A 12,199-nucleotide genomic window follows, 5' to 3' on the forward strand; every position below is an offset into this window, starting at 1 on the left:
AGCATTGCGCCGAACGCTCAGGAAGCCTCCGGTCTTCAATCCCGGCCGACGCGGCGCTCCGTGAATCGAAGGATCGATGCGCAGCGCTCTCGCGCGGTTTCTTTGCGGAGCAGCAATTTTTCGATCGGCAGGGCCGGATCATTACGTTTTCATTAGCCCTGATCGCCACGATCACTCGGCGATGTCGCGGACTTCAACACATCCTCCATGTTCTGCAGTCCAGATTGCCGAACGCGATCCGGGCGCCTGCCCCGGACGGGCAGGCGGTGTGGAGTTGTCGATGGTCTTCCGGTGTCTGGTCTCCCTGTTCGCGGCCGGGATCGGCTTCGCCGCGACGGCGGCGACGGCCAAGGACGTCCCCTTCGCGAAGGTGGCGGATTGGGACATCAGCCGCAGCGGCGACGGCGCCAAGGCCAAGTGCATGATGGTGCGCGGCTACCAGGATGCGGACGACGAGAACGCCAGCGCGGTAGCGATCGGGACCTATCCGGGATTCCTGATCATCTCCCTGGGCTATCAGGGCTGGTCGCACGACAAGGGCGACCGCACCGTCGTTCTCCTGGCTGGCGGCAAGGTCGTCCTTCCGCGCTCCAAGTGGAAGGCCGACGATACCCAGTTGACCGGGGAGTTCCCGGACACACTCCTGCCGCACCTCCTGGGCGCCGACGCCATCGTCCTGCGATTCAAGGATGGCGACGCCGACTTCAAGATCCCGGCCTTCGCCGAAGCCTTCGAGGCCCTGAAGCGCTGCAGCGGACCGCCGGACGAAGTCGCGACGGAGCTTCCATCGCAGGGCCGTATCGCCAACTACGCGAGCGGGCTCTTCTTCCAGAAAGCGCTGAAGGATTGCGACGTCGCGAGCACGGGCAAGCAGCGCGCCGACCTCGAGGCCAAACTGGCGGCGATGCGTCCGGAGATGAGCCCGATCCAGGCGCTGATCGACATCGAACTCGGCAAGCGCTTCACGGACCCGAAGGCGCCGTTCTGCCCCAAGCCGGACGATGCGGCGGCTTTCGGCACAGCCCTGGGCCAGTACCTCGTCATGACTCCGGAAGCCTTCGCGGCCGAGACGGAGCGGCGCCAGAGTGAGAAGAAGGCGGCGGCGCGACCGCCGGAGACCCGGATCAAGGTCTACGGGATGGGCCTGATCTTCCAGAAGGTCCTCGCGAGTTGCGAGATTCCCACCACGGCACGGCAGCGGGCCGACTTCGATGCCAAGCTCGCGGCCCTGGCGCCCGAGATGGCCCCGGTCATGGAGGAGATCCAGGCAAAGCTGCAGCCGACCTTCGCGAAGCCGGCGACGGAGCTCTGCGCGGCGTTCCGCGACCTGTCGGACGACCCGCAGCCCATCGTCGCCTTCTCGACCCGGACGCCCGAGGACTTCGCCACCTTCATGGATGCCCGCGAGGCCGCCAAGGCGCCCCCCAATCCGGCGGAGACGCCGGTGCCCGGCGCCAAGCTCTGAGCCGCGACCGTCCGCATTCCCACCGGAGAATCCCGTCATGAAGCGGCCGTCGCCCGCTCGGTCCTGCCTGTTCGGCCTCGTCGCCGGTCTGGTTTCCCTCGCGCCTGCGGAGGCCCAGGAAAGCCCTGTCCCGGAGCGCCCCCTGTTCGAGAGCCTGAACGGCTGGCAGGTCGAGCGTGCCACCAGCGTCACGGGCAGTCCGTCCTGCGTGATCGTGCGGTCCTACGTCGACGAGGACGATGACGACGCCGACAATTCCATCACCTTCGCGCTGGAGAACAAGGCCCTCGTGGTGGTGCTGACCTACGGCAAGTGGCAGCACGACCGGGACGAAAAGATCACGGCCGCCACCGAACTCGGCGGCAAGACCGTGAACGCCAAATCGACCTGGACCGGCAACGGCACCCGGCTCGTCGGCACCCTGCCGGGCAACCTCGCCGAGAAGGCCGCGGAGTCCGAAGAGATCCTCATCAAGGGCAAGGGCTGGAAGGCGGCCTTCGACCTGAGCGGCGCCGCCGACGCCTTCGCGGCGATGAAGCGCTGCAATGCCGGCGGGGCGCCGAAGCCGCGCTCCTGACGCCTCAGAGCCGGCAGGCGCCCTCCAGCGCCGTGTTCTCGGCCTCGGTGAAGATCCGGGACCGGATGAGGAAGCGCTTGTCGCGCCCGTTCTCCAGGGAGAACATGCCGCCGCGGCCGCGCACCACGTCGAGGATGAGGTGCGTGTGCTTCCAGACCGCGAATTGCGGCCGGCTGATCCAGAAATCGGCGCCCGCCACGGTACCGAGATGGACGTCGCTGTCGCCGGTGAGGAAGTCGCCCACCGGATAGCACATCGGCGACGAGCCGTCGCAGCAGCCGCCGGACTGATGGAACATCACCGGACCGTGCTCGGCCCGCAATTCCGCGATGAGGTCGATGGCGGCGGGGGTCGCGGTGACGCGCAGGGGCGTCCCGTCGGCGCCGGCCTGGTCGGCGGTGGTCGGGTCGAGGGCGGTCTCGCTCATGGGGCGGTCTCCGGGAAAGGCCTTTCGGGAGAAATAGGGCGGAAAACGAAAAAGCCCCGGCCGTCATCCGGCCGGGGCAAGTCTCACGCGGGTCTGCGTGCCCTGAACGGGTCCTAGAAGAAGCCGAGCTTCTTGGCCGAGTAGCTGACGAGCATGTTCTTCGTCTGCTGGTAGTGGTCGAGCATCATCTTATGGTTCTCACGGCCGATGCCGGACTGCTTGTAACCGCCGAAGGCCGCGTGGGCCGGGTAGGCGTGGTAGCAGTTGGTCCAGACGCGGCCGGCCTGGATGGCGCGGCCGAAGCGGTAGGCGCGGGTCCCGTCGCGAGTCCAGACGCCGGCACCGAGGCCGTAGAGGGTATCGTTGGCGATGCTGAGAGCATCGGCATCGTCCTTGAAGGTCGTCACCGAGAGGACGGGGCCGAAGATCTCCTCCTGGAAGATGCGCATCTTGTTGTGGCCGCGGAACACGGTCGGCTTCATGTAGTAGCCTTCCGCGAACTCGCCGTCCTTCACGTTGCGCTCGCCGCCGGTGAGGCACTGGGCACCTTCCTGCTTGCCGATGTCGACGTAGCTGAGGATCTTCTCCAGCTGCTCCGAGGAGGCCTGGGCGCCGATCATCGTGGCGGGATCCAGGGGCGAGCCCTGGGTGATCGCCTCGACGCGCTTGATCGCCCGCTCCATGAAGCGGTCGTAGATCGACTCGTGCACCAGGGCACGGCTCGGGCAGGTGCAGACCTCGCCCTGGTTGAGGGCGAACATCGTGAAGCCCTCCAGCGCCTTGTCGAAGAAGTCGTCATCCTCGTTGGCGACATCGGAGAAGAAGATGTTCGGCGACTTGCCGCCGAGTTCCAGCGTCACCGGGATCAGGTTCTGCGAAGCGTACTGCATGATCAGCCGGCCCGTCGTCGTCTCGCCCGTGAAGGCGATCTTGGCGATGCGGGGCGAGGAGGCGAGCGGCTTGCCGCATTCGAGGCCGAAACCGTTGACGATGTTGAGCACGCCCGCCGGCAGCAGGTCGGCGATGAGCTCGGCCACCACGAGGATCGAGGCTGGGGTCTGCTCGGCGGGCTTGAGCACGACGCAGTTGCCGGCCGCCAGCGCCGGGGCGAGCTTCCACACCGCCATCAGGATGGGGAAGTTCCACGGGATGATCTGGCCGACGACGCCCAGCGGCTCGTGGAAATGGTAGGCCACGGTGTCGTGGTCGATCTCGGAGATCGAGCCCTCCTGCGCGCGGACGCAGCCGGCGAAGTAGCGAAAATGGTCGATGGCGAGCGGGATGTCGGCGTGGGTCGTCTCGCGGATCGGCTTGCCGTTGTCCCAGGTCTCGGCCAGCGCGATCAGGTCGAGGTTCTCCTCCATCCGGTCGGCGATCTTGTTCAGGATGCGGGCGCGCTCGCCCGGCGCGGTGCGGCCCCAGGCCTCCTTCGCGGCGTGGGCGGCGTCGAGCGCCTTGTCGACGTCGGCGGCGTCCGAGCGGGCGACTTCGCAGATCACCCGGCCGGTGATCGGGGACGTGTTCTCGAAGTAGCGGCCGGCGACGGGCGCGACCCACTGGCCGCCGATGAAGTTGTCGTAGCGCGCCGAGAACGGCGCCTTCGTACCCTGGTCGAGAAATTCCGGCTTGTTCATCGCGTATCCTCCTGATTGTTCTTATGGGCAGCAGCCAAAGCCAGACGCAGCGTCAAATCAAGATGGACTTTTGGCCAACGGTCGGTCGCGCGAGCGCGCGGCTCGGATGATCGGCGCGCCCGATGGCGTCGTGGCGCGGGGGCGATGTTAGACCCGTTCGGGCGGGTTGGCGACCCGGGCGGCGCTCAGCGCGGCCCGAGGCGCGCGAGGCGCCGGTTGCCGATGCGCCGGGCCGTCTGCGCGTCGATCCGGGGACCCGCGCGCGCGCCGCCGGGCAGGTCGAGGAGGAGGCCCGTCGCCCGGCCGTCCGGCTCGATGTCGAGGGCGAGGCGGGTGCCGTCCTCGGCCACGAAGACGCGGTCGCTCTCCGGTGCCAGGGCAAGGCGCGCGGGACCGGCCCCGCGGGCGACGAGGCGGTCGCCCTCCCGGGCGAGGGCGACCACGGCGCGCGGCCCCGTCCGGTAGAACCCGACATAGCGGTCGAGCACGGTGGCCGGCACCGCGATCTCGCTGACCTCCGGCTGCCCGAGGGCGAGGGCGCCGAGGCGGCGGGACAGGGTCTGGGCCGGCGTGGTCTCGGTGTTGCCGAGGACCACGACCGTCAGGCCGAGATCCGGGTAGCTGTCCTTGATCGCCGAGAACCCGTCGAGGAAGCCCCCATGGGACAGGAGCCGCTGGCCGTAGGCATGGCCGACATAGAGGCCGAGCCCGTAGCCGTGGCCGCCGTCGCGGACCATCTCGGCCAGGGAGGCCGGTCGCAGGACCCGGCCGGAGAACAGCGCGGCGTCCCAGGCCACGAGGTCATCGAGCGTGGAGACGAGGCCGCCGGCCCCGAGGACGGCCGCCGGAACCTCGGGGGGCGCGTTGTGCCACTGCCCGGCGGCACGGTGGTAGCCGGCGGCCCGCTGCGGGATCACCGCCGCCGGATCGGCGTCCCCGGTCTCGGCGAGGCCGGCGGGGGCGAGGACCAGGCGGTGCAGCGCGGCCGCGAAGGGCGCGCCGGTGATCCCCTCCACGATCGCCGCCAGCAGGATGTAGCCGGTGTTGCTGTATTCCTGCGCCGAGCCCGCCGGGAACAGCAGCGCCTCGCGATAGAGCCGGCCCACCACGTCCATGGGCGTCCGGGCGGTCCGGGCGAGGAGGGTCGGGTAATCGGGCAGGGCCGTCACGTTGGGCAGGCCCGCGGTGTGGTCGAGGAGCATCCGCAGGGTGATCGGCGCCCAGGTCGCCGGCAAGCCGGGCATGTACCGCGCGGCCGGGTCGTCGAGCCGGAGCCGCCCGGCCTCCTGCAGCTTCAGGATCGCGGCGGCGGTGAATTGCTTCGTCAGGGAGGCGATCCGGAAGCGGGTCTCGGGCGTGTTGGGCACCGACCATTCGCGCTGGGCAACGCCGTAGGCCTGCCGGAACAGCACCGCGCCGTCGCGGGCCACGATGACGGCGCCGGAGAAGATCCCGGCTCGGGCGTAGGGCCGCACCAGGGCGTCGGCCCGGGCGGCGAAGTCGGGCGGGGTGATCTCGGACGAGGCGATCGAATCGGCGCCGGCCCGGGCCGGACGGCCCGGCAGGAGGGCCCCGAGGAGCCCGAACTGGACGATGCGGCGACGCGTCTCCTGCATGCTGCCGCCGTTCCGCTCCCTGACCCGCCGCGATCCCGGCACCCGGTCACGGTTCTCCGAAATTGTGGCGCGAGCGCGCCGAGGACCCCGCGCGGCTGCCATGCAGCGCCCCCGATGGCCCCGCCGCGCCGAAGGCACCAAGAGCCGGACGAAACGTTCTGGCTCGACTGATGATCCGCCGCGCCGCCCCAGCCCCCGAGGACCGTCCCAGGTGAGCACCACCCCGGCCAAAATCGCGCAGGCCCCCGCCGCGCACGCCCCGGCCGCCCCCGCCCCCATCCCCGTCACCGTCTCCGAACCGGCCGCCCGGCCGTGGACAGGCCCGGGCTTCGGCGAGTTCGTCGGCATCGTCGCGCTGATGATGGCCGTCACGGCGATTTCGATCGACAACCTGCTGCCCGCGTTTCCGGCGATCCAGGCCCGCTTCGGCGTGGTCGATCCGAACAGCCTGCAGCTCCTCATCTACGTCTACATGATCGGCTTCGGCACGGCGCAGATCGTCTACGGGCCGCTCTCGGACACCTACGGGCGGCGCTCGGTGCTGCTGGCGGGCCTGGCGATTTACGTCGTCGGCACCGGCCTCGCCATGGTGGCCCCGTCCTTCGGCTGGCTCCTGGCGGCGCGCGTCATCCAGGGCATCGGCGCCGCCAGCGGGCGCGTCCTGTCGACGGCGATCGTGCGCGACCGCTTCGCGGGGCGCGAGATGGCGAGCGTGATGTCGCTCATCATGATGGTGTTCCTGATCGTGCCGATGATCGCGCCGGCCATCGGTGGCGCGATGCTGCTGTTCGGCTCCTGGGTCTACGTCTTCGTCTCCATGCTGGTGCTCGCCGGCATCCTGGTGATCTGGTTCGCCTGGCGGATGCCCGAGACGCTGCATCCGGAATACCGGCGCCCCTTCTCCCTCGCGGCGGTGGCTCAGGCGGTGGCCATCACCTTCCGCAACCGCGTGGCGGTGGGGTACGCCACGGCGCTCGGCCTGCTCACCGGCTGCATCATGGGCTATGTCGGCTCGGCCCAGCAGGTCTTCGACACGGGGCTCTACCATCTCGGGGGCCTGTTCCCCCTGGCCTTCGGCCTCGTCGCCGGCGCCATGGGGGCCGCCACCCTGGTGAACGCCCGCCTCGTCCGGCGCCTCGGCATGCGCCCGCTGTCCCATGCGGGCCTCAGCCTGTTCGTCATCGTGGCGGTGGGGCAGGTGGTGGCGGGGCTCGCCTATCACGGTCACCCGCCCCTGGGGCTGTTCCTCGCGATCCTGGCCGCCAACCAGTTCCTTATCAGTTTCGCCATGCCGAACTTCAACGCCCTGGCGCTGCAGCCCCTGGGCGAGATCGCCGGCACGGCCTCGTCCTTCCTCGGCTTCTACACCACGATCCTGGGCGCCTTCTGCGGCTTCCTGATCGGGCACGCCTTCGACGGCTCGGTGCTGCCCATCGGCATCGGCTACGCCCTCCTCGGGGGCCTGGCCCTCGCGGTGGTGGCCTGGACGGAGCGGGGCCGCCTCTTCCGCGGCGGCGTCTCCGGTTGAGGACACCGCAGCCTTAACGCCGTCTTCAGGCCGTCGCGACAAACCTCGGTCTCCCAGGATCCCTGACGGAGCCCCAGACGTGACCGGCCGTGCCCAAGACGGACTGCTCTTCCTCGCCCGGCTGCTTCTCGCCGCCGCGCTGCTGCCCACGGGGGTCGCCCGGGCCCTGAACGTCTCCGGCTTCGCCGTCACCCTCGCGGCCACAGGCCTGCCGTCCCCGAACGCCGTCGCCACCGCGGCCGTGATCGTCCAGGTGTTCGGCCCCGTCGCGCTGATCCTCGGCGTGCTGCCGCGCCTCAGCGGCCTGGCGCTCGCCGTCTTCGTCGGCGTGATGGCCGTGCTCCTGCACCCGTTCTGGCAGTTCTCCGGGCCGAGCGCGGTGGCCGAGCGCACCCTGATGCTGGCCGATTTCGGCCTCGCCGGCGGCTTCCTCATCTACGCGATGACCGGCCCCGGCCGCTGGAGCTGGCAGGGCTGGCGCCAGGGCGCACGCGCGTCGGCGGGCGCGGGCAAGGCATCGGCCAAGGCACCGGCCACTTCCTCGGCCGCCGCGCGGGGCGGATCGAAGCCCAAGCGCGCCCCCGGGCGGAATCCGGCCCGGGCCGCCGCCTGAGGTCCCGGACGCCCCCGCGTTCGACGGCATCGCGTCCTACGGCATCGCGTTGCGCGGGGCGGCGGCGACGAGCCGGTGCCCCGAGACCTCGGCGCCGGCCTCCGAGTTGAGCCGTCGGAAGGAGAAGAAGGACATCACCGAGATCAGCGCCACCGCCAGGAAGGCCGGGGCGAAATCCTGCGCCACGATCTCGGTGCGGCCGTGGAACGCCGCGGCGCCCTCCAGGGCCAGCGCCCCGAAGGACACCCCGAGGCTGAGCGAGAGCTGCTGGGCCACGCTCGCGAGGCTCGTGGCCGCGCTCATCTCCCGGGTCTCCAACTCGGCATACGCGATGGCGTTGACGCAGGTGAATTGCAGGGACCGCACGCAGCCGCCGATCAGCAGGACGCAGATGATGATCGCGTGCGGGGTCTCGGCGGTGAACAGGCCGTTCACCGCGAGGAAGGCCGAGGCGACCAGCGCGTTGACGAGCATCACCCGCCGGAAGCCGTAGGCGCGCAGGATGCGGGGGCCGACGAGCTTGATCAGGAGCGCGCCCGCCGCCGCCGCGAAGGTGATGAGGCCCGAGCGCAGGGGATCGAGGCCGAAGCCGATCTGGAGCATCAGCGGCAGCAGGAAGGGGATCGCCCCGGTGCCGATCCGGAACAGGCTGCCGCCGGTCACCGCCGCGCGGAAGGTCGGGTAGCGCAGCAGGTCGAGGCGGATCACCGGGTTGGCCAGGCCGCGCGAATGCCGGAAATACAGCCCCAGGAGGATCGCTCCGGCGGCGAGGCAGCCCCAGGAGACGCCCTCCGGGAGGAGGGGGCGGCCGGTGGAGGCGAGGCCGAGCATCAGCGTGGCGAGCCCCAGCCCGGAGAGCAGGAAGCCGAGGACGTCGAGGGGTGGGCGCTCGGATTCGCGAATGTTCTCGAAGTAGAGCGTCGACAGCACGATGCCGGCGATCCCGATCGGGATGTTGATGAAGAAGATCCAGCGCCAGTCGAAATAGGTCGTGATGAAGCCGCCCAGCGGCGGACCGAAGATCGGCCCGATCAGGGCGGGAATGGTCAGGTAGGCCAGGGCGCTGACGATTTCGCTCTTGGGCACGCTGCGCAGGATCACGAGGCGTCCCACCGGCACCATCATGGCGCCGCCGAGCCCCTGGAAGAACCGTGCGGCGACGAAGCCCGCCAGGGAGTTCGAGGCCGCGCAGGCCAGCGAACCGGCCATGAACACCCCGAGGGCGACCCGGAACACCGTGCGGGCCCCGAACCGGTCCGCCATCCAGCCGCTGATCGGGATGAAGATCGCCAGGCTGACGAGGTAGGCGGTGAGGGCGAGCTTGAGGGCGATCGGGTCCTCGTTCAGGCTCTGGGCGATGGCCGGGAGCGCGGTGGCGATCACGGTGGAATCGGTGTTCTCCATGAATAGCGCGGTGGCGACGACGAGGGGGACGATCTGGGACGTGCGCATCGGCGAGACATAGGTCCGGTCGGGCGTTTCGGATGCCTCATACCGACAAAAAGCGATGCCGCGGCAAGCGCGTATGCAATGACGAATGTCTCCGGATGAAAGGGACATGCCGCACGTGCAGGGCCCGGGCCTTTCGACGGCGTGGCCCTGCGGCCACATCGGCCCAGCATCGAACCGGCGACGGCCTCGCTCACCTTTCCACAATGTTGCTGGAGCCGCTAAGCTCGACGGCATGATCGGGTGCCGCTCGACTCCGCTTCGGAGCCGTGCCGGGCGCTCCCCACCGTGTCCCCAAGAAAGTCACCGATGCTTCCGAGGTTCGAACATCGACGCAGGCTGGCGGGCTTCGTCTCCTGCCTCGCCCTGGCGGCTGCCGTCGCCGGCTGCGGGACCGTGGTGCTCACGGAATCCGGCGCCCTGACCCGGTACGACCGCCTCGCCGGCAGCGACGAGACGGCCAGCTCTTCGCGGATCTTCGTCGATCCGGCGGCCCTCGCGGCCACCCGGACCGTGCGAATCGTCCCCACCGCCTTCTCGGAGGTCGTGGCTCCGGGCCTGACGCCGGCCGAGCGAAAGCTCGTGGCCAACGCGGCCGACCGGGCGCTCTGCTACGAACTCTCCCTGCGCTACGACGTGGTCTCGGGCCGGAAGGCGGACCTCACGGTGCGCTCGGCCGTGACCCGGATCGATCTCACCAACGTGCCGGCGGCCGGCGCCACGGTGGCGACCTCGGCGGGCATCACCATCGCGTCCCAGCTCGGCGCCGGCTTCGCGACGGCCGTCGGCCGCGTCCCGATCCCCCGCATCCCGATCGGTCTCGGCAGCCTGACCGTCGAGGCCGAGGCCCTCGACAGCCGCAACGTGCAGCGGGCCGCCATGGTCTGGGGCGGGGCCAGCAACGCCTTCACCAACCAGGCCCGGTTCTCCCCGGCCAGCGACGCCTACGACCTCGCCGGCGAGTTCGGCCAGGATTTCGGCTTCTACCTCGCCACCGGCCAGGATCCGTTCAAGGCGCCGCTCACGCTGCCGACCTACGACCGCGTCCGCATCACGACCCTCGGCGAAGCGCCGCTCGACCCCGATTGCGAGGCGTTCGGCCGTGCCCCCGGCCTCGACGGCATCCTCGGCGATTACGTCGGCGCGCCGCCGGAATGGACCGACAGGGGGCCGGCCGAGGGCCTGCCAGGCGCGTCCCGAGGCGTGCGCTAGGCGCAACCCCCACCGGAGAACGGCGTCCCGGGCGCATTTTCCTGTCGGACGCGCGCACCGGCGGCTTTGCGCCGGTTCCCCGTGCATGATACTGGCCCGTGCCAACCCAGTGACGTCGGAACGCCCGCGAGCGCCCGACGCAGCACCCGTTCCGGAGTTGGTTCATGGCCCGCATCACCGCTGATTCCATCATCGAGGGCCTGACCTTCGACGACGTCCTGCTGCGCCCCGCGGCCTCCTCGGTGATGCCCAGCGACGTCAAGATCGCGAGCCGGCTCACTCGCTCGATCCACCTGAACCTGCCGATCCTGGCTTCGGCCATGGACACCGTCACCGAGGCCCCGATGGCCATCGCCATGGCGCAGAACGGCGGCATGGGCGTCATCCACCGCAACCTCGAGCCGGCCGAGCAGGCCGAGCAGGTCCGCCTCGTCAAGAAGTACGAGTCGGGCATGGTGCTGAACCCCATCACCATCCACCCGGACGAGACCCTGGCGGATGCGTTCTCGTTGATGAAGCAGAACCGCATCTCCGGCATCCCGGTGGTGGAGCGAGGCCCCAACGGCTCCCGCGGCAAGCTCGTCGGCATCCTCACCAACCGCGACGTCCGGTTCGCCACCAACTCGTCTGAGACCGTCGCCGACCTGATGACCCGCGATCGGCTCATCACCGTGCGCGAGGGCGTGAGCCAGGACGAGGCCAAGCGCCTGCTGCACCAGTTCCGCATCGAGAAGCTGCTCGTCGTCGACGACCACTATCGCTGCATCGGCCTCATCACGGTCAAGGACATCGAGAAGCAGGTCGCCTATCCGGGCGCGGTCAAGGACGAGCAGGGCCGCCTGCGGGTCGCGGCCGCCACCACCACGGGCGACAGCGGCTTCGAGCGGGCCGAGCGCCTTATCGATGCCGGCTGCGACGTCATCGTGGTCGACACGGCCCACGGCCACTCGATCAAGGTGCTCGACGCCGTGCGCCGCGTGAAGCAGCTCTCTAACACCGTGCAGATCGTCGCCGGCAACGTCGCGACCCGCGACGGCGCCCAGGCGCTGATCGATGCCGGCGCGGACGCGATCAAGGTCGGCATCGGCCCGGGCTCCATCTGCACCACCCGCATCGTCGCCGGCGTCGGCGTGCCGCAGCTCACCGCCCTGATGGAGGCCGTCGAGGCGGCGCAGAGCGCCGACGTGCCGGTCATCGCCGACGGCGGCATCAAGTACTCGGGCGACCTCGCCAAGGCGATCGCGGCCGGCGCCTCCGTGGCCATGCTCGGCTCGCTCCTCGCCGGCACCGACGAGGCGCCCGGAGAGGTGTTCCTGCACCAGGGCCGCTCCTACAAGAGCTACCGGGGCATGGGCTCGGTGGGCGCCATGGCCCGCGGCTCCGCCGACCGCTACTTCCAGGCCGAGGTCAGCGACACCCACAAGCTCGTGCCCGAGGGCATCGAGGGGCAGGTGCCCTACAAGGGCCCGGTGGCGGCGGTGCTCCACCAGCTCGCCGGCGGCCTGCGGGCCGCCATGGGCTATGTCGGCGCCCCGACGATCCCCGAGTTCCAGGAGAAGGCGCAGTTCATCCGCATCACCAATGCGGGCCTGCGCGAGAGCCACGTCCACGACGTGACCATCACCCGCGAGAGCCCGAACTACCCCGGCCGCGCCTGACCCGCGCCGCGCGCGCCCGT

10 protein-coding genes are annotated in these 12,199 nt (G+C 70.2%); 6 read left to right on the forward strand and 4 right to left on the reverse strand.

Going from position 1 to position 12,199, the window contains the following annotated elements; translation table 11 throughout:
* Window positions 1–280: 280 nt before the first annotated feature.
* Both ASF41_RS05375 and ASF41_RS05380 read left to right on the forward strand, forming a co-directional pair.
* A complete protein-coding gene (locus ASF41_RS05375) occupies window positions 281–1,465 on the forward strand; it encodes a hypothetical protein (RefSeq protein WP_056491464.1) in 1,185 nt (394 codons plus the stop codon).
* Between the two features lie 37 nt (window positions 1,466–1,502).
* The gene (locus ASF41_RS05380; protein ID WP_056491466.1) at window positions 1,503–2,042 is read left to right on the forward strand and encodes a hypothetical protein; all 540 of its coding nucleotides are present in this window, start codon (window positions 1,503–1,505) and stop codon (window positions 2,040–2,042) included.
* Between the two features lie 4 nt (window positions 2,043–2,046).
* On the opposite strand, the gene ASF41_RS05385 is transcribed toward ASF41_RS05380, so the two are convergent.
* The 3 genes from ASF41_RS05385 to ASF41_RS05395 form a co-directional block, all read right to left on the reverse strand.
* Window positions 2,047–2,469 (reverse strand): DUF779 domain-containing protein, encoded by a 423-nt coding sequence (locus ASF41_RS05385; RefSeq protein WP_056491468.1) that lies wholly within the window; start codon window positions 2,467–2,469, stop codon window positions 2,047–2,049.
* A 113-nt stretch (window positions 2,470–2,582) separates the two neighbouring features.
* Complete coding sequence (gene adh, locus ASF41_RS05390) at window positions 2,583–4,103, reverse strand: aldehyde dehydrogenase (protein ID WP_056378724.1); 1,521 nt, start codon at window positions 4,101–4,103, stop codon at window positions 2,583–2,585.
* Window positions 4,104–4,288: 185 nt separating this feature from the next.
* The gene (locus tag ASF41_RS05395) at window positions 4,289–5,719 is read right to left on the reverse strand and encodes a serine hydrolase (RefSeq protein ID WP_082504066.1); all 1,431 of its coding nucleotides are present in this window, start codon (window positions 5,717–5,719) and stop codon (window positions 4,289–4,291) included.
* 358 nt (window positions 5,720–6,077) lie between these two features.
* On the opposite strand from ASF41_RS05395, the gene ASF41_RS05400 reads away from it, so the two are divergent.
* Together ASF41_RS05400 and ASF41_RS05405 are read left to right on the forward strand one after the other, a co-directional pair.
* Window positions 6,078–7,247, forward strand: coding sequence for a multidrug effflux MFS transporter (locus tag ASF41_RS05400; protein ID WP_082504072.1), 1,170 nt, complete (start codon window positions 6,078–6,080; stop codon window positions 7,245–7,247).
* Window positions 7,248–7,326: 79 nt separating this feature from the next.
* Window positions 7,327–7,860, forward strand: coding sequence for a DoxX family protein (locus ASF41_RS05405; RefSeq protein WP_056491470.1), 534 nt, complete (start codon window positions 7,327–7,329; stop codon window positions 7,858–7,860).
* A 36-nt stretch (window positions 7,861–7,896) separates the two neighbouring features.
* Here the strand turns inward: ASF41_RS05405 and ASF41_RS05410 are convergent, their stop codons facing one another.
* The gene (locus tag ASF41_RS05410) at window positions 7,897–9,546 is read right to left on the reverse strand and encodes an MDR family MFS transporter (protein WP_348271621.1); all 1,650 of its coding nucleotides are present in this window, start codon (window positions 9,544–9,546) and stop codon (window positions 7,897–7,899) included.
* Window positions 9,547–9,618: 72 nt separating this feature from the next.
* Here ASF41_RS05410 and ASF41_RS05415 point away from each other — a divergent pair, with 72 nt between their 5' ends.
* Entirely contained in the window at window positions 9,619–10,521 is a 903-nt protein-coding gene (locus tag ASF41_RS05415) for a DUF3313 domain-containing protein (RefSeq protein ID WP_056491474.1), read from the forward strand.
* Between the two features lie 164 nt (window positions 10,522–10,685).
* Window positions 10,686–12,179 carry an IMP dehydrogenase gene (gene guaB / locus ASF41_RS05420; RefSeq protein WP_056272260.1) on the forward strand — a complete coding sequence of 498 codons (1,494 nt, stop codon included), beginning with the start codon at window positions 10,686–10,688 and terminating at the stop codon, window positions 12,177–12,179.
* The last annotated feature ends 20 nt before the right edge of the window (window positions 12,180–12,199 follow it).

The organism is Methylobacterium sp. Leaf111 (assembly GCF_001423285.1).
Taxonomy (GTDB): domain Bacteria; phylum Pseudomonadota; class Alphaproteobacteria; order Rhizobiales; family Beijerinckiaceae; genus Methylobacterium.